At 53.3% G+C, this 20056-nt stretch carries 15 protein-coding genes; 11 read left to right on the plus strand and 4 right to left on the minus strand.

Going from position 1 to position 20056, the window contains the following annotated elements; translation table 11 throughout:
- Window positions 1–54: 54 nt before the first annotated feature.
- The 6 genes from serS (at window position 55) to L3068_RS07320 (ending at window position 7565) form a co-directional block, all read left to right on the plus strand.
- Entirely contained in the window at window positions 55–1347 is a 1293-nt protein-coding gene (serS, locus tag L3068_RS07295) for a serine--tRNA ligase (protein WP_023332538.1), read from the plus strand.
- A 212-nt stretch (window positions 1348–1559) separates the two neighbouring features.
- Window positions 1560–4004 (plus strand): dimethylsulfoxide reductase subunit A, encoded by a 2445-nt coding sequence (gene dmsA, locus L3068_RS07300; protein ID WP_087529469.1) that lies wholly within the window; start codon window positions 1560–1562, stop codon window positions 4002–4004.
- Between the two features lie 10 nt (window positions 4005–4014).
- Window positions 4015–4632 carry a DMSO/selenate family reductase complex B subunit gene (locus L3068_RS07305; protein WP_014883208.1) on the plus strand — a complete coding sequence of 206 codons (618 nt, stop codon included), beginning with the start codon at window positions 4015–4017 and terminating at the stop codon, window positions 4630–4632.
- Window position 4633: 1 nt separating this feature from the next.
- Entirely contained in the window at window positions 4634–5497 is an 864-nt protein-coding gene (locus L3068_RS07310) for a dimethyl sulfoxide reductase anchor subunit family protein (RefSeq protein ID WP_117580546.1), read from the plus strand.
- Between the two features lie 274 nt (window positions 5498–5771).
- On the plus strand, window positions 5772–6920 hold the full coding sequence (locus L3068_RS07315; protein ID WP_014883210.1) for an MFS transporter: 1149 nt from the start codon (window positions 5772–5774) through the stop codon (window positions 6918–6920).
- 123 nt (window positions 6921–7043) lie between these two features.
- The gene (locus L3068_RS07320) at window positions 7044–7565 is read left to right on the plus strand and encodes an anti-virulence regulator CigR family protein (RefSeq protein ID WP_023332541.1); all 522 of its coding nucleotides are present in this window, start codon (window positions 7044–7046) and stop codon (window positions 7563–7565) included.
- Window positions 7566–7601: 36 nt separating this feature from the next.
- On the opposite strand, the gene pflA is transcribed toward L3068_RS07320, so the two are convergent.
- The 4 genes from pflA to ycaO all read right to left on the minus strand — a co-directional run bounded on the left by pflA (window position 7602) and on the right by ycaO (window position 13903).
- Complete coding sequence (pflA, locus tag L3068_RS07325; RefSeq protein WP_014883212.1) at window positions 7602–8342, minus strand: pyruvate formate lyase 1-activating protein; 741 nt, start codon at window positions 8340–8342, stop codon at window positions 7602–7604.
- Window positions 8343–8545: 203 nt separating this feature from the next.
- On the minus strand, window positions 8546–10828 hold the full coding sequence (gene pflB / locus L3068_RS07330) for a formate C-acetyltransferase (RefSeq protein WP_014883213.1): 2283 nt from the start codon (window positions 10826–10828) through the stop codon (window positions 8546–8548).
- 51 nt (window positions 10829–10879) lie between these two features.
- Window positions 10880–11737 (minus strand): formate transporter FocA, encoded by an 858-nt coding sequence (focA, locus tag L3068_RS07335; RefSeq protein ID WP_014883214.1) that lies wholly within the window; start codon window positions 11735–11737, stop codon window positions 10880–10882.
- 405 nt (window positions 11738–12142) lie between these two features.
- Window positions 12143–13903 (minus strand): 30S ribosomal protein S12 methylthiotransferase accessory factor YcaO, encoded by a 1761-nt coding sequence (ycaO, locus tag L3068_RS07340; RefSeq protein ID WP_176690539.1) that lies wholly within the window; start codon window positions 13901–13903, stop codon window positions 12143–12145.
- Window positions 13904–14030: 127 nt separating this feature from the next.
- Here ycaO and L3068_RS07345 point away from each other — a divergent pair, with 127 nt between their 5' ends.
- The 5 genes from L3068_RS07345 (at window position 14031) to rpsA (ending at window position 19980) form a co-directional block, all read left to right on the plus strand.
- Window positions 14031–14723, plus strand: coding sequence for a DUF421 domain-containing protein (locus tag L3068_RS07345; RefSeq protein WP_117580544.1), 693 nt, complete (start codon window positions 14031–14033; stop codon window positions 14721–14723).
- A gap of 162 nt (window positions 14724–14885) precedes the next feature.
- Window positions 14886–15974: a 3-phosphoserine/phosphohydroxythreonine transaminase gene (gene serC / locus L3068_RS07350; protein ID WP_117580542.1), complete on the plus strand. Its 1089-nt coding sequence runs from the start codon at window positions 14886–14888 to the stop codon at window positions 15972–15974.
- A gap of 68 nt (window positions 15975–16042) precedes the next feature.
- Window positions 16043–17326, plus strand: coding sequence for a 3-phosphoshikimate 1-carboxyvinyltransferase (gene aroA, locus L3068_RS07355; protein WP_014883218.1), 1284 nt, complete (start codon window positions 16043–16045; stop codon window positions 17324–17326).
- A gap of 185 nt (window positions 17327–17511) precedes the next feature.
- Window positions 17512–18195 carry a (d)CMP kinase gene (cmk, locus tag L3068_RS07360; protein WP_013097305.1) on the plus strand — a complete coding sequence of 228 codons (684 nt, stop codon included), beginning with the start codon at window positions 17512–17514 and terminating at the stop codon, window positions 18193–18195.
- A gap of 111 nt (window positions 18196–18306) precedes the next feature.
- The gene (rpsA, locus tag L3068_RS07365; RefSeq protein ID WP_008499966.1) at window positions 18307–19980 is read left to right on the plus strand and encodes a 30S ribosomal protein S1; all 1674 of its coding nucleotides are present in this window, start codon (window positions 18307–18309) and stop codon (window positions 19978–19980) included.
- Window positions 19981–20056: the final 76 nt, after the last annotated feature.

Below are 20056 nucleotides of genomic sequence, written 5' to 3' on the forward strand. Positions count from 1 at the left end.
ACCGCAGGCTGTGGTCACATTTTCCTATTTTAATTCGATAAGCACAGGATAAGCATGCTCGATCCCAATCTGCTGCGTAATGAGCCAGACGCAGTCGCTGAAAAACTGGCACGCCGGGGCTTTAAGCTGGATGTAGATAAGCTGCGCGCTCTTGAAGAGCGTCGTAAAGTTCTGCAGGTACAAACTGAAAATCTGCAGGCAGAGCGTAATTCTCGATCGAAATCCATTGGCCAGGCGAAAGCGCGCGGGGAAGATATTGAGCCATTACGCCTGGAAGTGAACAAACTGGGTGAAGAGCTGGATCAGGCGAAAGCCGAGCTGGACGTTCTTCAGGCCGAAATTCGCGATATTGCGCTGGCGATCCCGAACATTCCTGACGACAGCGTGCCTGTCGGCAAAGACGAGAACGACAACGTTGAAGTGAAACGCTGGGGTACGCCTCGCGAGTTCGACTTCGAGGTGCGCGATCACGTCACGCTGGGCGAAATGCACGCGGGTCTGGACTTTGCGGCCGCGGTTAAGCTGACCGGTTCTCGCTTCGTGGTGATGAAAGGCCAGATTGCCCATCTGCACCGTGCGCTGGCCCAGTTCATGTTGGATCTGCACACCGAGCAGCACGGTTACAGCGAAACCTACGTCCCGTATCTGGTCAACCACGATACGCTGTACGGTACGGGTCAGCTGCCGAAATTTGCCGGCGACCTGTTCCATACCCGTCCGCTGGATGAAGAAGCAGACAGCAGCAACTATGCGCTGATCCCTACCGCAGAAGTGCCGCTGACTAACCTCGTGCGTGATGAGATCATCGACGAAGACGAACTGCCGATCAAACTGACCGCACACTCTCCGTGCTTCCGTTCTGAAGCGGGATCTTATGGCCGCGACACGCGTGGTCTGATCCGTATGCACCAGTTCGATAAAGTCGAGATGGTGCAGATTGTTCGTCCGGAAGACTCCATGGACGCGCTGGAAGAGATGACGGGTCACGCCGAGAAAGTCCTCGAGCTGCTGGGCCTGCCGTATCGTCGTATGGCGCTGTGCACCGGTGATATGGGCTTTGGTGCCTGCAAAACCTTCGACCTGGAAGTGTGGGTACCTGCGCAGAACACCTACCGTGAAATCTCCTCCTGCTCTAACGTCTGGGATTTCCAGGCGCGCCGCATGCAGGCACGCTGCCGCAGTAAATCTGACAAGAAAACCCGTCTGGTGCATACCCTGAACGGTTCTGGTCTGGCTGTGGGTCGTACGCTGGTTGCCGTGCTGGAAAACTATCAGCAGGCAGATGGCCGTATTGAGATCCCTGAAGTGCTGCGCCCATACATGAAAGGTCAGCAGTACATCGGCTAAATATGTGCCTCAAAACAAAAAAAGCGCCTTCGGGCGCTTTTTTTATGCCTGTGAATTGATACGACGCAATACCCCCTGCCTCTAAAGTAGTAATACTCCTCCGAATGAAAGTCAGCAGAAAAAGCTGATAACGAATAATTTCGTTATATATAAAACTACATAGCGGTTTGTGCCGCCTCTCTTTTCTTTGTGAGCAACCAAAGTGAGTCTCTATGAAAATCAACGCGCCTGAAGAATTGCTGGCTGCCGAGGTCACTCGCCGTGGTTTGATGAAAACCACGGCAATAGGCGGCCTGGCTGTAGCCAGCAGCGCTTTCACGCTCCCTTTTACCCGACTGGCGTCAGCGGCGGATGCACTATCCCCGGTCTCAGTCCCGGAAAAAGTGGTGTGGAGTGCCTGTACGGTAAACTGCGGTAGCCGTTGCCCGCTGCGTATGCACGTAGTGGATGGCGAAATAAAATATGTCGAAACCGACAATACCGGGGACGATAACTACGAAGGGTTACACCAGGTTCGCGCCTGTCTGCGTGGCCGCTCCATGCGTCGTCGCGTCTATAATCCGGATCGTCTTAAGTACCCAATGAAGCGCGTGGGTAAACGTGGGGAAGGGAAGTTCGAGCGCATTAGCTGGGATGAAGCCTACGATATTATCGCCACCAATATGCAGCGGCTGATCAAAGAGTATGGCAACGAATCCATCTACCTGAACTACGGTACCGGCACGCTGGGCGGCACGCTAACCCGCTCCTGGCCACCAGGAAAAACGCTGGTGGCGCGTCTGATGAACTGCTGCGGCGGTTATCTTAACCACTATGGTGACTACTCCTCTGCACAAATCGCCGCAGGACTGAATTACACCTACGGTGGCTGGGCAGACGGCAACAGCCCGTCTGATATCGAAAACAGCAAGCTGGTCGTTCTGTTCGGGAACAATCCGGGTGAAACGCGTATGAGCGGCGGCGGGGTGACCTACTACCTCGAACAGGCGCGTGCTAAATCCAATGCCCGCATGATCATTATCGATCCGCGCTATACCGACACCGGTGCAGGACGCGAAGATGAGTGGATCCCAATCCGCCCAGGTACCGATGCCGCGCTGGTCTCCGCGCTGGCGTGGGTGATGATCACTGAAAATCTCGTCGATCAGCCGTTCCTGGATAAATACTGCGTCGGTTATGACGAGAAAACCCTGCCAGCCAGTGCCCCAGCTAATGGCCACTACAAGGCGTATATTCTCGGTCAGGGCAGCGACGGCGTGGCGAAAACGCCGGAGTGGGCGTCCACCATCACCGGTATTCCGGTCGAGCGTATTGTTCAACTGGCGCGTGAGATTGGCTCAGCCAAACCGGCCTATATCAGCCAGGGGTGGGGACCGCAGCGTCATGCGAACGGTGAAATTGCCACCCGCGCAATCTCCATGCTCTCCATTCTGACCGGCAACGTGGGTATTCATGGCGGTAACACTGGTGCGCGTGAAGGCTCATATGAAGTCCCGTTTGAACGTATGCCAACGCTGGACAACCCGGTGCAAACCAGCATTTCCATGTTTATGTGGACCGATGCGATTGAACGTGGCCCGGAAATGACCGCCTTGCGCGACGGCGTGCGCGGTAAGGACAAGCTGGACGTGCCGATCAAGATGATCTGGAACTACGCCGGTAACTGTCTTATCAACCAGCATTCGGAAATCAACCGCACTCATGAAATCCTGCAGGACGACAAGAAGTGCGAGATGATTGTGGTGATCGACTGCCACATGACCTCCTCGGCAAAATACGCCGACATTCTGCTGCCGGACTGCACCGCGTCTGAGCAGATGGACTTCGCGCTGGATGCCTCCTGCGGCAACATGTCTTACGTGATCTTCACCGATCAGGCGATCAAACCGCGCTTCGAGTGCAAAACCATCTATGAGATGACCTCCGAGCTGGCGAAGCGTCTGGGCGTTGAGCAGCAGTTTACCGAGGGACGTACTCAGGAAGGCTGGATGCGCCATCTGCATGAACTCTCCCGCAAAGCCATCCCAGACCTGCCGGATTTCGATACCTTCCGCAAGCAGGGCATGTACAAACAGCGCGATCCTGAAGGGCATCACGTTGCCTACAAAGCGTTCCGCGAAGATCCGCAGGCGAACCCGCTGACTACGCCGTCGGGCAAAATTGAAATCTACTCCGAAGAACTGGCAAAAATTGCGTCTACCTGGGAGCTGCCGGAGGGGGACGTTATCGATCCGCTGCCGATCTATACGCCAGGATTCGAAAACTATAACGATCCGCTCACGGCGAAATTCCCGCTGCAGTTGACCGGTTTCCACTATAAAGCGCGCGTTCACTCCACCTACGGTAACGTCGACGTACTGAAAGCCGCCTGCCGTCAGGAGATGTGGATTAACCCGATGGATGCGAAAGCGCGTGGTATTAACAATGGCGATCGCGTGCGCATCTTCAACGGCCGCGGGGAGGTGCACATTGAAGCCAAAGTCACGCCACGCATGATGCCAGGCGTCGTGGCGCTGGGAGAAGGGGCATGGTACAGCCCTGATGCCAACCGCATCGATCAGGCAGGCAGCATTAACGTACTGACCACGCAGCGTCCGTCGCCGCTGGCGAAAGGCAACCCGTCTCACACAAACCTTGTTCAGGTTGAAAAGGTTTAAGGAGTAACCGATGACAACCCAGTATGGATTTTTCATTGATTCCAGCCGTTGCACCGGGTGCAAAACCTGCGAGCTGGCCTGTAAAGATTACAAAGATCTCACCCCAGACGTGAGTTTCCGTCGCATCTACGAATACGCCGGAGGCGACTGGCAGGAAGATAACGGTGTCTGGCATCAAAACGTGTTTGCCTATTACCTGTCGATTGCCTGTAACCACTGCGAAGACCCTGCCTGTACGAAGGTCTGTCCGAGCGGGGCGATGCACAAGCGTGAAGACGGTTTCGTGGTCGTGGATGAAGATGTTTGTATCGGCTGCCGCTACTGCCATATGGCCTGCCCGTACGGCGCACCTCAGTACAATGCCGCCAAAGGGCATATGACCAAGTGCGACGGCTGCCACTCTCGCGTCGCGGATGGCAAAAAACCGATCTGCGTTGAGTCCTGTCCGCTGCGCGCGCTGGACTTTGGCCCTATAGAAGAACTGCGTCAAAAACATGGTCAGCTTGCTGCGGTAGCACCGCTGCCGTCCGCGCACTTCACGAAGCCGAGTATTGTGATTAAACCCAACGCCAACAGCCGTCCTACAGGTGATACCACCGGCTACCTGGCAAACCCGAAGGAGGTGTGAGATGGGAAGTGGATGGCATGAATGGCCGCTGATGATCTTCACGGTCTTTGGTCAGTGCGTGGCGGGTGGCTTCATCGTGCTCGCGCTGGCACTGCTGAAAGGTCAACTCACTGCTGAACAGCAGCAGCGTTTAGTGTTGAGCATGTTTGGCCTGTGGGTGTTGATGGGGATTGGTTTTATCGCCTCTACGCTGCACCTGGGCTCACCGATGCGCGCGTTTAACTCGCTTAACCGCGTGGGGGCATCGTCCCTCAGTAACGAGATTGCCAGCGGGGCGGTTTTCTTCGCCATCGGCGGGCTGGGCTGGTTGCTGGCAGCGCTTAAAAAATTGCCTGCAGGTCTGCGTAGCCTCTGGCTGATCGTGACCATGGTGCTGGGCGTGGTGTTTGTATGGATGATGGTGCGTGTCTATAACACCATTGATACCGTCCCTACCTGGTACAGCGTCTGGACGCCAATGAGCTTCTTCCTGACGATGTTTATCGGCGGGCCGCTGCTCGGCTATCTGCTTTTGCGCGTGGCGGGGGTAGACGGCTGGGCAATGCGTTTGCTGCCAGCCGTATCGCTGCTGGCGCTGGTAGTGAGTGCAATCGTTGCCCTGATGCAGGGCGCTGAGCTGGCCACCATTCATAGCTCCATTCAGCAGGCCTCTGCGCTGGTGCCGGATTACGGTTCTCTGATGGCCTGGCGTATCGTGCTGCTGGTAGCGGCGTTGGTATTCTGGATCGCGCCTCAGCTAAAAGGCTACCAGCCTGCTCTGCCGTTGTTATCACTGGCCTTTGTGCTGGTGCTGGCAGGGGAGTTGATTGGTCGTGGCGTCTTTTATGGTCTGCATATGACGGTCGATATGGCCATCGCCAGCTAATCTTATTTTTTGTTATAAAAAGCCGGGACATAGCGCCCGGCTTTTCTTTTTTCATTCATGAAATTTTTCGACTGTCGTTTTGTTTTAATTTCTACCATTAATAAATAAAAACAGAGACATAATTAATATCTATAGCAGGCACTGCATTAGCAGGATAAGTTTTTTAAATCGACAGGGAACATATCGTGCGAGCCGGCTAAATCAGTGGATTGACTTTGTTTTTGCCAGTGGCATGATGCGCACGAAATCTGAACTTCCTCACGGTTTTTAATCCATGACCACCTATACCCGGCCAGTGCTACTGTTGCTCTGTGGCCTGCTTCTGCTGACCCTGGCGATCGCAGTGTTGAATACGCTCGTCCCGCTGTGGCTCGCCCATGAAAACTTACCGACCTGGCAGGTGGGTATGGTTAGCTCGTCCTTTTTCACCGGGAACCTGCTGGGCACATTATTAACCGGTAGCCTGATTAAACGCTTTGGCTTTAATCGCAGCTATTATCTGGCTTCGCTGATTTTCGCCGCCGGGTGTGCCGGGTTGGGCCTGATGGTCGGCTTCTGGAGCTGGATGGCGTGGCGCTTTATCGCCGGTGTCGGTTGCGCGATGATTTGGGTGGTTGTTGAAAGTGCGCTGATGTGCAGCGGTACGTCACGTAACCGCGGACGCCTGCTGGCAGCCTATATGATGGTTTACTATGTGGGCACCGTGCTGGGACAACTGATGGTCAGCAAACTGCCAACGGACCTGATGAGCGTGCTGCCATGGGTAACCGGTATGGTGCTGGCGGCGATCCTGCCGCTGCTCTTTACGCGTATCGTGAACCAGAAAAGTGAGCATCAGGAAGCGACCCACATCTGGCCGATGCTGAGGCTGCGCCAGGCGCGTCTGGGAGTTAATGGCTGTATTATCTCGGGGATTGTTCTGGGCTCGCTCTATGGTCTTATGCCGCTCTACCTGAACCATCAGGGCGTCAGCGATGCCGGGATTGGTTTCTGGATGGCGGTCATGGTGAGCGCGGGGATTGTCGGACAGTGGCCGATTGGCCGCCTGGCCGATCGCTTCGGTCGCCTGCTGGTGCTGCGCGTTCAGGTCTTTGTGGTGATCATGGGCTGTCTTGCTATGCTCAGCAACGCCGCGATGGCCCCAGCGCTGTTTATCCTTGGGGCAGCGGGGTTCACGCTTTATCCGGTCGCGATGGCGTGGGCCTGTGAGAAAGTTGAACATCACCAGCTGGTGGCGATGAACCAGGCGCTGTTATTAAGCTATACCATCGGCAGCCTGCTGGGACCAACATTTACCGCGATGCTGATGCAGAGTTATTCTGACAATTTGCTGTTTATCATGATCGCCAGCGTGTCGTTTATTTATCTCTTAATGCTGCTGCGCAAAGCAGGCGAGCATCCAACGCCTGTGGCGCACGCCTGATTAAATAAAAGCCTGTCAATGACAGGCTTTTTTGTCCCTGTCATATATAAGACTTTTACGTATTGTTTGTTTTCCCCGCCCGGCGATAATTCAAATGAGTTCTACCACTAAAAGGCAACAATCATGTCTAAACGTCGTTTTTCCACTACCGCACTTGCCGTAGTGTTGTCTTTAACGTTTGCAGCGGCTCCGGTCATGGCTAATCCAGGAAACGGGAATGGCGGTGGTCACGGCAACGGTGGCGGACAAGGTAATGGCGGCAATCATGGTAACGGGAACTCTGGTAACCATGGTAATAAGCAAAATAGCGGTCAGGATAACCCAGGGAAATCTGATAAGAGCTTTAAAAGCAGCAAAGATGTCGGCAATGATGTTGACGCTCGCGTGAGCTTCGATCATGCCCGTCACCTGGCACTGAATTACGGCTTAACGGGCTATGAGTCTCTGCCTCCGGGTATTGCGAAAAACCTGGCCCGCGGTAAACCACTTCCTCCGGGTATTGCGAAGAAAACCGTGCCAGCCTCTATGCTTGGCCAGCTTCCATCCTACCCAGGTTATGAATGGCGCGTGGTGGGTGACGATCTGGTCTTAATTGCGCTGAGTACGGCGATTGTGACTTCCGTTATTAACGGCGTCTTTAAATAGAATTTAAAAAGGCCCGGTTCTCACCGGGCCTTTTCTTTAATACATGACCTTGTGGCCATACTGCTCAAGAATACCTTTCACGCGCTCCATCGTCTCTTTTTTCGGTGGCTTCACGCCATCAAGTTTGTACTCTTCACCCATCGCCACCCATTTATGTTTGCCGAGTTCGTGATAGGGCAGAAGCTCAATTTTCTCGACGTTGCCCATGTCGCGGGTAAATTCCCCCAGGCGGTGCGCAGAGTCGTCATCATCTGACCAGCCGGGAACAACAACATAGCGGATCCAGGTTTTGATGCCTTTGTCGGCAATGTATTTCGCAAATTCCAGCGTACGGTGGTTGGAAACGCCAACCAGATTCTGGTGGATCTCATCATTCATCTGTTTGAGATCGAGCATCACCAGATCGGTCACTTCGAGCAGTTCATCAATAACCGGATCGTAGCGGCGCACGAAGCCGTTGGTATCGAGACAGGTGTGAATGCCTTCCTTGCGGCAGGCGCGGAACCAGTCGCGGACAAATTCAGCCTGAAGAATGGCTTCGCCGCCGGATGCGGTCACGCCGCCGCCGGACGCGTTCATAAAGTGGCGATAGGTCACCACCTCTTTCATCAGATCTTCCACGGTGACTTCTTTCCCACCATGAGTGTCCCACGTGTCGCGGTTGTGGCAGTACAGGCAGCGCATCAGGCAGCCCTGGAAGAAGGTAATAAAGCGGATACCCGGGCCATCGACGGTGCCACAGGATTCAAAGGAGTGAATGCGACCAATAGTTGACATTGCGGTGAGATCTCCGAATTTGGCCCATCCGGGGGCCTATGTAGTTGCACAGCTCAAAGGCTATGTCGAGTCTGTTTTGGCTGTTATCCATTCAGTATAGATAGCGGACAAAAGAGACTGATGAAGCGAGGGTGTTAAAAAGGCCCCACTTGCGTGGAGCCTTTATTGTACGCCTTTTAACGCGTGATTTCAGTCAATTCCACTTACATGGACTGAGTGAAAGTACGGGTGATAACGTCCTGCTGCTGTTCTTTAGTCAGGGAGTTAAAACGTACTGCGTAGCCAGATACACGGATGGTCAGCTGAGGATATTTCTCAGGATGTTCCATCGCATCGAGCAGCATTTCACGGTTCATTACGTTCACGTTCAGGTGCTGACCACCTTCGATGGACGCTTCGTGGTGGAAGTAACCATCCATCAGACCCGCGAGGTTAGTTTTACGCACTTCGTCGTCTTTACCCAGCGCGTTTGGCACGATGGAGAAGGTATAAGAGATACCATCTTTCGCGTAGGCAAACGGCAGTTTAGCAACGGAGGTCAGAGAGGCTACCGCACCTTTCTGGTCACGACCGTGCATTGGGTTAGCACCTGGTCCGAATGGCGCGCCAGCACGACGACCGTCTGGGGTGTTACCGGTTTTCTTACCATACACAACGTTAGAAGTGATGGTCAGAACAGACTGAGTCGGGATAGCGTTACGGTAGGTAGTCAGTTTCTGAATTTTCTTCATGAAACGTTCTACCAGGTCAACCGCCATGTCATCAACGCGAGAGTCGTTGTTACCAAACTGCGGATACTCGCCTTCGATTTCGAAGTCTACAGCCAGGCCGTCTTCGTCACGAATTGGTTTAACTTTCGCGTATTTGATTGCAGACAGGGAGTCAGCAGCAACGGACAGACCTGCGATACCACACGCCATGGTGCGGATAACGTCACGGTCGTGCAGCGCCATCAGAGAGGCTTCGTAGCTGTACTTGTCGTGCATGTAGTGGATAACGTTCAGCGCAGTGACGTACTGTTTAGCCAGCCAGTCCATGAAGTGATCCATACGCTCCATCACTTCGTCGAAGTTCAGAACGTCGCCTTTGATTGGCTCAGACTTAGGACCCACCTGCATTTTCAGTTTTTCATCAACGCCGCCGTTGATGGCGTACAGCATGGTTTTCGCCAGGTTTGCACGCGCACCGAAGAACTGCATTTGTTTACCAACAACCATTGGGCTTACGCAGCAAGCGATAGCGTAATCGTCGTTGTTGAAGTCCGGACGCATCAGGTCATCGTTCTCGTACTGCAGAGAAGAGGTGTCGATGGACACTTTAGCGGCGAATTTCTTGAAGTTCAGAGGCAGTTTTTCAGACCACAGAACGGTGATGTTCGGCTCCGGAGAAGGACCCATGGTGTACAGGGTGTTCAGGAAGCGGAAGCTGTTTTTGGTGACCAGCGTACGGCCGTCAACGCCCATACCACCGATAGATTCGGTTGCCCAGATTGGGTCACCAGAGAACAGTTCATCGTATTCTGGGGTACGCAGGAAGCGAACCATACGCAGTTTCATGACCAGGTGGTCAATCATTTCCTGAGCGTCTTGCTCGGTGATTTTACCTGCTTTCAGGTCACGTTCGATGTACGCATCCAGGAAGGTGGATACGCGGCCGAAGGACATTGCTGCACCATTCTGAGACTTAACAGCGGCCAGGTAGCCGAAGTAGGTCCACTGGATAGCTTCCTGGGCGTTGGTTGCAGGACCAGAGATATCGCAGCCATATTTCGCTGCCATCTCTTTGATCTGACCCAGCGCACGGTGCTGTTCAGCAATTTCTTCACGCAGACGGATAGTCGCTTCCAGGTTTACGCCGTTTTCCAGGTCAGACTGCAGGGAAACAAACTGCGCGTATTTGTCTTTCATCAGGAAGTCGATACCGTACAGCGCAACGCGACGGTAGTCACCAATGATACGGCCACGGCCATACGCATCTGGCAGACCAGTCAGAACGCCAGATTTACGGCAGTTCAGAATGTCTTTGGTGTAAACATCGAATACACCCTGGTTGTGGGTTTTACGGTATTCGGTGAAGATTTTTTTCAGCATTGGGTCCAGCTCGCGGTTATACGCTTTGCAGGAACCTTCAACCATTTTGATACCACCGAACGGGATGATTGCGCGTTTCAGTGGTGCTTCAGTCTGCAGACCAACGATTTTCTCAAGGGCTTTGTTGATATAGCCAGCATCGTGAGAAGTGATGGTGGAAGCAACGGAGGTGTCAAAATCAACTGGCGCGTGAGTGCGGTTTTCCAGTTTAACGCCTTCCATTACGCTGTCCCACAGCTTGGTGGTCGCGTCAGTTGCGCCAGCCAGGAAGGATTCGTCACCTTCATACGGGGTATAGTTTTTCTGAATGAAGTCACGGACGTTGACTTCATTCTGCCAGTCACCTTTCGCAAAACCTTCCCAGGCTGTGGCTAACTTTTCATTAAGCTCGGACATGTAACACCTACCTTCTTAAGTGGATTTTTTATTTACTGCCTGAGATAACCATCAATGATGGTCGTCGCCACGCAGGTAAATGACCCAGTATGTCAACCCAACTAACAGACCCCCACCGATAATGTTCCCGATAGTGACGGGGATCAGGTTATCAGTAATGAAATTCATAATAGTCAGGTGAGAGAAACTTTCCGGGGATGAACCAATTGCGGTCCAGAACTCCGGGCTTGCAAAGTTGCGGATAACAATCCCCATCGGGATCATGAACATATTCGCAATACTGTGCTCAAAGCCGCTGGCAACAAACATCGCAACCGGCAGAACCATAATCATGGCTTTATCCATCAGGCTACGACCAGAATAGCTCATCCAGACCGCCAGGCAGACCATCAGGTTTGCAAGGATGCCGAGAGCAACGGCTTCGATAAATGTGTGGTGCATTTTGTGGTCGGCGGTTTGCAGGACGTTAAGTCCCCAGCCGCCGTTGGCGGTCATGTACTCGCCAGAAAGCCACATCAACAGAACAAAGAGCAGACAGCCAATCAGGTTGCCAACGTAGACGTTAAGCCAGTTGCGCGCCAGTTGACCCCAGGTAATTCTTCCGCTGGCTTTTGCCACGACAATCAGCACCGTTGAGGTGAAGAGGTCGGCACCGCAGATGACGCAAAGAATCAGACCCAGTGAGAAGCAAATGCCGCCAATCAGTTTGGCTATGCCGAAAGGCATGGCAGCAGTACCGGTAGTGGCAGTGATGTAGAAGACGAAAGCGATTGAGATGAACACACCAGCAGTAATCGCCAGATAGAACGTCTTCATCGGGTGTTTCGTTGCTTTATAGACACCCGCTTCTTCGGCAACTTTTGCCATCGCGGCGGGGAGTAAAAGATCAAAAGGGTTGTCAGCTTTCACACTAACTCTCTCTTTATTAAGTCGGCGACGAGATACTAACAAAGCATTATAGAAGAGAAATTGATATAGATCATATCTCGCCTGGCTTATAGGCCCGCAGTGTGTATGGTTTTACAGCAAATGCGGAGTAAGTAATTGATTATCCGTATAAAAATAAATTTTAAAAGTTATGAAAAGAGTTGAATTATTTCGTTCGGCCCCCTCCGAAACAGTTAATTAATATGGAGTATTTACCATAAAAAGTAACAATAAAGCCCGGGTAAAGATTATTATATTTACCCATGTTTAACTTTATTATTACAATCAGCAATCATTACCGAAAAAATAAAAAACGGGGCAATGAAATTGCCCCGTAATATAGCCCAGACGATTGAATACGCCTACTGCTGCTAATGTTATATGCGCTTATTTTGACCAGTAAGCGGCTTTTGCTTTCTGCAGCTTTTCATAGGCCTTGAGCAGCGACTGATGCGCCGGGAAGGCTTTCAGATCGCTGTCCACGGCCTGCAGACCGTAGAATGGCTCTTCACCGCTGAGCGCCGCGCTGGCGGCTTCAACCGCTTCAGCACCGTACATACGCACGAAAGCGTTCAGGTATTGCAGTGGCTCGCGATCCTCTTCCTGCGAAAGCAGCAGCAGGGTTTGCAGGCAACGGTAATAGTTGGTGCGCTCGGCAGAGAAGACCGACTGGTTGAATTCCATCGTCCATTCCGTCCAGGCCAGGGCCTGATCCAGATCGCCGCCAGCCAGCGCCAGCATCGCTTTCAGCTCCCCGATACGCAGGGTATACCAGCCGTTGTCTTTACCCGTCGCCAGGCCCAGCAGTTCACGCACGCGAGTGAAATCATCGTGACCTTCTTCGTCCAGTTGGGCGATCAGGTTCAGATAATCTTCTTTTTCCCACTCGCTGCCTGGCAGAGCAAGCAGGGTTTCGCGCAGGTGCGCGCCCATGCTGTTGTTCGCCAGCCACAGATCTTCAGCAGGGTAGATGTCGGACATGCCCGGCACAATGATGCGGCATGCGTAAACGCCCAGGTGTTCGTAGTCGGCAATGTAGACTTCCTGATCTTCGGCGTTAAAGATGGCCATCAGCGTGGCGAACTCTTCTTCCGTGGTGCCTGCAAAGCTCCAGTCTACGAACGGATAGTCTGCGTCCTGCTTAAACATATCCCAGGAGATCAGGCCGCTGGAATCGATGAAGTGGGTTTCGAGGTTGGTATGCTCCGCCACTTCTTCATCGTCAAAGGTTGGCGGGGTGAAGACGTCGAGATCTTTCAGGCTACGGCCCTGCAGCAGTTCGGTGACGGTACGCTCCAGCGCCACGCCGAAGTCAGGGTGCGCGCCGAAGGAGGCGAAGCAGGTGCCGTTTTCTGGGTTAAACAGCACCACGCAGATCACCGGATATTTTCCGCCCAGTGAGCCATCGTAGGCGAAGATTGGGAAACCTTCCGCTTCGAGTTTGGCGATGGACTCCACCACGCCCGGGTAGCGCGCCAGCACGTCGGCCGGAATTTCAGGCAGGCTGATAGATTCGGCAATAATGCGGTTTTTAATGTGACGCTCGAACACTTCTGACAAGCCCTGAACGCGCGCTTCGTTGCGGGTGTTACCGGCGGACATGCCGTTAGACACATACAGGTTGCCGACGATGTTCATCGGAATATACACGGTCTGCTCGTCAGACTGGCGGGTGAACGGCAGGGCGCAGATACCACGATCTTCGTTACCAGACTGCAGATCGATCAGCATGCTGGCGGTCAGTTCGTTTTCCGGATCGTAGAACGCACGCAGGCGGGCGTCGAGAATAACTTCCGGCAGTTCATCGTCTTCGGTCAGCGGGAACCATTTTTCGTTCGGATAGTGAACGAATGGGCCGTTAGCGATGGTTTCGCCCAACCAGAAGTCAGCGAAGAAATAGTTGGTGGACAGACGCTCAAAATACTCACCCAGCGCGGAGGCCAGTGCCGCTTTTTTAGTCGCGCCTTTCCCGTTGGTAAAGCACAGGGCACACTCTTTGTCGCGAATATGGACGGACCAGACATGGGGCACCGGATTGAGCCAGGAGGCTTCTTCGATGTTAAAACCCAGGTCGGTCAGTTTCTGCTGGAAGCGAGCGATGGAATCTTCCAGAGCGGCGTCTTTGCCGGGGATAAACGTTTGAGTCATGGCGTTCACTTTTATCGTACGTAAAGCGCGCAATGATACGGGTTTTGCGTGACGGGTGCTATCTTCGGCGAAAATAAAAGGCTGGGCTATGCTTAGTGGCAGTAACTGACTGTTAAGGCATAGAAAAATGAAAGCATTTGATCTCCAGCGGATGGCGTTTGATAAAGTTCCCCCCGAGTTTTTAGGCGAAGTGGCTTTGCGGAGCCTGTATACCTTCGTTCTTGTCTTTCTGTTTCTTAAGATTACTGGCCGTCGCGGTGTGCGGCAGATGTCGCTTTTTGAAGTGTTAATCATCCTCACGCTGGGGTCAGCGGCGGGGGATGTCGCCTTTTATGACGATGTGCCGATGGTGCCGGTCTTTATCGTCTTTGTCTCGCTGGCGCTGCTGTACCGCCTTGTGATGTGGCTGATGTCGAAGAGCGAAAAGCTGGAAGATCTGCTGGAAGGGAAGCCTGTGGTGATTGTCGAAGACGGACAGTTGGCCTGGGAAAATGTGCAAAGTGCCAATATGACCGAGTTCGAATTTTTTATGGAATTGCGTCTGAACAGCGTCGAACAACTCGGACAGGTGCGTCTGGCCATTATGGAAACGAACGGTCAAATCAGCGTGTATTACTATCATGATGACGAGGTGAAGCCGGGGTTATGCATCCTGCCGGATATGCTCATTGAGCGATACAAAACCGTCCCCGATGCGGGCGAATATGCCTGTATAAAATGTAGCCATGTGGTGGTTATGAAGGCAGGCGATCATCAATTATGCCCTCTCTGTACGAATCCAGAATGGACGAAGGTTAGCCGGGCTAAACGGATCACCTGACAGCCATTTTGTCGGTTTTGTCCTGGCGAGGCGGCAGATTGTTTTGTGTGATGTGAGCCACATTTCACGGGTCATAAGTTTTAGACATTGCGGCGCGTGTCACTGAATGATAAAACCGATATCCACAGTTATAACTTATGGCTTTTAGCGTGGTGAGGGGAAATGGCTCAAGTCTTTAATTTCAGTTCAGGTCCGGCGATGTTACCGGCAGACGTGCTTAAACAGGCTCAACAGGAACTTTGTGACTGGAACGGTCTCGGTACGTCGGTGATGGAAATCAGCCACCGTGGTAAAGAGTTTATTCAGGTGGCGGAAGAGGCAGAAAAGGATTTTCGCGATCTGCTGAATATTCCCTCGAACTACAAAGTATTGTTCTGTCACGGCGGCGGACGCGGCCAGTTTGCTGGCGTACCGCTGAATATCCTTGGCGATAAAACGACGGCTGACTACGTTGATGCGGGCTACTGGGCGGCAAGCGCCGTTAAAGAAGCGCACAAATACTGCACGCCGCACGTTATCGACGCCAAAGTGACCGTCGACGGTCTGCGCGCCGTGAAGCCTATGAGCGAATGGCAGCTTTCTGATAACGCCGCCTATCTCCACTACTGCCCGAACGAAACTATCGACGGGATTGCCATCGACGAGACGCCAAACTTCGCCAGCGATGTTGTGGTTGCCGCCGACTTCTCCTCCACCATTCTTTCTGCCCCGATTGATGTCAGCCGCTACGGCGTTATCTATGCAGGCGCACAGAAAAATATCGGTCCTGCGGGCCTGACAATCGTCATTGTACGTGAAGATCTGCTGGGTAAAGCGCATAAGTCTTGCCCGTCGATTCTCGACTACACCGTGCTGAACGATAACGACTCCATGTTCAACACGCCACCGACGTTTGCCTGGTACCTCTCGGGCCTGGTCTTCAAATGGCTGAAGCAAAACGGCGGTGTGGCGCAGATGGACAAGGTCAATCAACAGAAAGCTGAACTGCTGTACGGCGTGATCGACAAAAGCGATTTCTACCGTAACGATGTGGCGAAAGCTAACCGCTCCCGCATGAACGTGCCGTTCCAGCTGGCAGACAGCAACCTGGACAACGTGTTCCTGAAAGAGTCCTTCGCGGCAGGTCTGCACGCGCTGAAAGGCCACCGTGTGGTGGGGGGGATGCGCGCCTCTATTTATAACGCGATGCCGCTGGAAGGGGTTAAAGCTCTGACCGATTTCATGATCGACTTCGAACGTCGCCACGGTTAATCGCGCTGTTTCCACCCCCGTAGCCCTGCTGCGGGGTTTTTATTATGTTGAGTTGAGAGTTAAGTTTCATGGAATCCCTGACGTTACAACCTATCGCGCGGGTAGATGGCACCATCAATCTGCCTGGTTCAAAAAGTGTCTCGAACCGCGCTCTGCTGCTGGCAGCTCTGGCAAACGGCACCACCGTCCTTACAAACCTGCTGGACAGCGATGACGTACGCCACATGCTCAATGCGCTGAAAGCGTTGGGTGTTCATTACACTCTCTCTGACGATCGTACCCGCTGTGAAGTGACCGGCAACGGCGGTGCGCTGCGTTCGGGTGAAGAGCTCGAGCTGTTTCTGGGCAACGCGGGTACCGCGATGCGTCCATTGGCGGCGGCGCTGTGTCTGGGCACCAATAACATCGTGCTGACCGGCGAGCCGCGCATGAAAGAGCGTCCGATCGGCCATCTGGTCGATGCCCTGCGTCAGGGTGGCGCGCAGATTGAGTATCTTGAGCAGGAAAATTATCCGCCACTGCGTCTGCGCGGGGGCTTTAGCGGCGGTGACGTCGAGGTGGACGGTAGCGTTTCCAGCCAGTTCCTGACGGCCCTGCTGATGACCGCGCCGCTGGCACCGCAGGATACGGTTATCTCGATTAAAGGTGAGCTGGTCTCCAGACCGTACATTGATATCACGCTGCACCTGATGAAAACCTTCGGCGTCGAGGTGGAAAACCAGTCTTATCAGCGTTTTGTGGTGCGTGGGGCGCAGCAGTATCAGTCTCCGGGCAATTACCTGGTTGAAGGCGATGCATCATCGGCCTCTTACTTCCTGGCTGCGGGCGCGATCAAAGGCGGCACAGTGAAGGTGACCGGGATTGGCCGCAACAGCGTGCAGGGCGACATCCGTTTTGCCGACGTGCTGGAGAAAATGGGCGCCACTGTCACCTGGGGCGATGATTTCATCTCCTGTACCCGCGGCGAGCTGAATGCCATTGATATGGACATGAACCACATTCCGGATGCGGCGATGACCATCGCCACGGCTGCGCTGTTTGCCAAAGGCACCACCACGCTGCGCAACATCTACAACTGGCGCGTGAAAGAGACTGACCGTCTGTACGCGATGGCGACCGAGCTGCGTAAAGTGGGGGCTGAGGTGGAAGAGGGCGAAGACTACATTCGCGTCACCCCTCCGGCAAAACTGCAGTTCGCAGAAATTGGCACCTACAACGATCACCGTATGGCGATGTGCTTCTCGCTGGTGGCGCTGTCCGACACGCCAGTGACCATTCTTGACCCGAAATGTACGGCGAAAACCTTCCCGGACTACTTCGAGCAGCTGGCGCGCATCAGTACGCTGGCCTGATAGCGTTATGCCGCATCCTTCGATGCGGCATTTCCTTACGCTTCCTGACGAACACTTCCGCTCATTTCTTCTACACTCTGCTTCAATCATTCCGTAATTTGCACGCAAAGGTAACAGTTGCGCACGTTGGCGCGTATAATGCGCGGCGTTCATGTTAACGGTATGCCTTATTTAAGGAGAAAAAGATGACGGCAGTTGCCCCGGTAATCACCATTGATGGGCCGAGTGGCGCAGGGAAAGGTACCCTGTGCAAAGCGATGGCGGAAGCATTGCAATGGCATCTTTTAGATTCGGGCGCAATCTATCGCGTGCTGGCGCTGGCTGCGCTGCATCATCATGTCGATGTCGCCTCTGAAGAAGCGCTGGTACCGCTGGCTGCGCACCTGGATGTCCGTTTTGTGTCTACCGATGGCAACCTGGAAGTGATCCTTGAAGGGGAAGACGTGAGCGGTGAAATCCGTACGCAGGAAGTGGCGAATGCGGCCTCTCAGGTTGCGGCCTTCCCGCGTGTGCGCGAGGCGCTGTTACGTCGCCAGCGTGCGTTCCGCGAAGCCCCGGGGTTGATCGCCGACGGACGCGATATGGGCACCGTGGTATTCCCTGATGCGCCTGTAAAAATTTTCCTTGACGCCTCTTCAGAAGAACGTGCTCAACGCCGCATGCTTCAGTTGCAGGAGAAGGGGTTTAGTGTTAACTTTGATCGCCTTTTATCCGAGATAAAAGAGCGCGATGATCGCGATCGTAACCGCGCTGTCGCGCCACTTGTTCCTGCAGAAGATGCATTAGTTCTGGATTCAACCAGTTTAACTATTGAGCAAGTGATTGAAAAAGCGCTACAATATGCGCGCCAAAAACTGGCACTCGCGTAAACGCGACCGATTTAGCAGTACCCCCGCTGCAATGGATTGACGGCGGGTATGTGAAACAACCCCATCCGGCACGGAGCCAGGTGGACGTTAATATTAACCTGAAGATTAAACATGACTGAATCTTTTGCTCAACTGTTTGAAGAATCCTTAAAAGAAATCGAAACCCGTCCGGGTTCCATCGTTCGTGGTGTTGTTGTTGCTATCGACAAAGACGTAGTACTGGTTGACGCCGGTCTGAAATCTGAGTCCGCCATCCCGGCAGAGCAGTTCAAAAACGCCCAGGGCGAGCTGGAAATCCAGGTTGGTGACGAAGTTGACGTTGCGCTGGACGCAGTAGAAGACGGCTTCGGTGAAACCCTGCTTTCTCGTGAGAAAGCTAAACGTCACGAAGCATGGATCACCCTGGAAAAAGCTTACGAAGAAGCTGAAACTGTGGTCGGTGTTATCAACGGCAAAGTTAAAGGTGGCTTCACTGTTGAGCTGAATGGTATTCGTGCGTTCCTGCCAGGTTCTCTGGTAGACGTTCGTCCAGTCCGTGACACCCTGCACCTGGAAGGCAAAGAGCTTGAGTTCAAAGTCATCAAGCTGGACCAGAAGCGTAACAACGTTGTTGTATCCCGTCGTGCCGTTATCGAATCCGAAAACAGCGCAGAACGCGATCAGCTGCTGGAAAACCTGCAGGAAGGCATGGAAGTCAAAGGTATCGTTAAGAACCTCACTGACTACGGCGCATTCGTTGACCTGGGCGGCGTTGATGGCCTGCTGCACATCACCGACATGGCGTGGAAACGCGTTAAGCACCCAAGCGAAATCGTGAACGTGGGCGACGAAATCACTGTTAAAGTGCTGAAGTTCGACCGCGAGCGTACTCGTGTATCCCTCGGCCTGAAACAGCTGGGCGAAGATCCATGGGTAGCTATCGCTAAGCGTTACCCAGAAGGTACTAAACTGACTGGTCGCGTAACCAACCTGACCGACTACGGCTGCTTCGTTGAAATCGAAGAAGGCGTTGAAGGCCTGGTGCACGTTTCCGAAATGGACTGGACCAACAAAAACATCCACCCATCCAAAGTTGTTAACGTTGGTGATGTAGTGGAAGTGATGGTTCTGGATATCGACGAAGAACGTCGTCGTATCTCCCTGGGCCTGAAACAGTGCAAAAACAACCCATGGCAGCAGTTCGCGGAAACCCACAACAAGGGCGACCGTGTTGAAGGTAAAATCAAGTCTATCACTGACTTCGGTATCTTCATCGGCCTGGACGGCGGCATCGATGGCCTGGTTCACCTGTCTGACATCTCCTGGAACGTTGCAGGCGAAGAAGCAGTTCGTGAATACAAAAAAGGCGACGAAATCGCTGCAGTTGTTCTGCAGGTTGACGCAGAGCGTGAGCGTATCTCTCTGGGCGTTAAACAGCTCGCAGAAGATCCGTTCAACAACTGGGTTGCACTGAACAAGAAAGGCGCAATCGTAAACGGTAAAGTAACTGCAGTTGACGCTAAAGGCGCAACCGTAGAGCTGGCTGACGGCGTTGAAGGTTACCTGCGCGCTTCTGAAGCTTCCCGTGACCGCGTTGAAGATGCCACTCTGGTTCTGAACGTAGGCGACGACGTTGAAGCTAAGTTCACCGGTGTTGACCGTAAGAACCGTGCAATCAGCCTGTCTGTTCGTGCTAAAGACGAAGCTGATGAGAAAGATGCAATCGCAACTGTTAACAAACAGGAAGATGCAAACTTCTCTAACAACGCAATGGCTGAAGCTTTCAAAGCAGCTAAAGGCGAGTAATATCAGGTTCTCAGCATCATTTGAGCTGTAACGCATTTACAGCGTGAAGGATGAAGAGCAAACTTGACAGATTACA

Source organism: Enterobacter cloacae complex sp. ECL414 (assembly GCF_021869685.1).
In the GTDB taxonomy this organism is placed as follows: domain Bacteria; phylum Pseudomonadota; class Gammaproteobacteria; order Enterobacterales; family Enterobacteriaceae; genus Enterobacter; species Enterobacter kobei.

What these genes read in the sequence shown, in the direction of transcription:
- serS (WP_023332538.1), top strand. Translation starts at nt 55, where the DNA reads ATGCTCGATCCCAATCTGCTGCGTAATGAGCCAGACGCAGTCGCTGAA.
- dmsA (WP_087529469.1), top strand. Translation starts at nt 1,560, where the DNA reads ATGAAAATCAACGCGCCTGAAGAATTGCTGGCTGCCGAGGTCACTCGC.
- L3068_RS07305 (WP_014883208.1), top strand. Translation starts at nt 4,015, where the DNA reads ATGACAACCCAGTATGGATTTTTCATTGATTCCAGCCGTTGCACCGGG.
- L3068_RS07310 (WP_117580546.1), top strand. Translation starts at nt 4,634, where the DNA reads ATGGGAAGTGGATGGCATGAATGGCCGCTGATGATCTTCACGGTCTTT.
- L3068_RS07315 (WP_014883210.1), top strand. Translation starts at nt 5,772, where the DNA reads ATGACCACCTATACCCGGCCAGTGCTACTGTTGCTCTGTGGCCTGCTT.
- L3068_RS07320 (WP_023332541.1), top strand. Translation starts at nt 7,044, where the DNA reads ATGTCTAAACGTCGTTTTTCCACTACCGCACTTGCCGTAGTGTTGTCT.
- pflA (WP_014883212.1), bottom strand. Translation starts at nt 8,342, where the DNA reads ATGTCAACTATTGGTCGCATTCACTCCTTTGAATCCTGTGGCACCGTC.
- pflB (WP_014883213.1), bottom strand. Translation starts at nt 10,828, where the DNA reads ATGTCCGAGCTTAATGAAAAGTTAGCCACAGCCTGGGAAGGTTTTGCG.
- ycaO (WP_176690539.1), bottom strand. Translation starts at nt 13,903, where the DNA reads ATGACTCAAACGTTTATCCCCGGCAAAGACGCCGCTCTGGAAGATTCC.
- L3068_RS07345 (WP_117580544.1), top strand. Translation starts at nt 14,031, where the DNA reads ATGAAAGCATTTGATCTCCAGCGGATGGCGTTTGATAAAGTTCCCCCC.
- serC (WP_117580542.1), top strand. Translation starts at nt 14,886, where the DNA reads ATGGCTCAAGTCTTTAATTTCAGTTCAGGTCCGGCGATGTTACCGGCA.
- aroA (WP_014883218.1), top strand. Translation starts at nt 16,043, where the DNA reads ATGGAATCCCTGACGTTACAACCTATCGCGCGGGTAGATGGCACCATC.
- cmk (WP_013097305.1), top strand. Translation starts at nt 17,512, where the DNA reads ATGACGGCAGTTGCCCCGGTAATCACCATTGATGGGCCGAGTGGCGCA.
- rpsA (WP_008499966.1), top strand. Translation starts at nt 18,307, where the DNA reads ATGACTGAATCTTTTGCTCAACTGTTTGAAGAATCCTTAAAAGAAATC.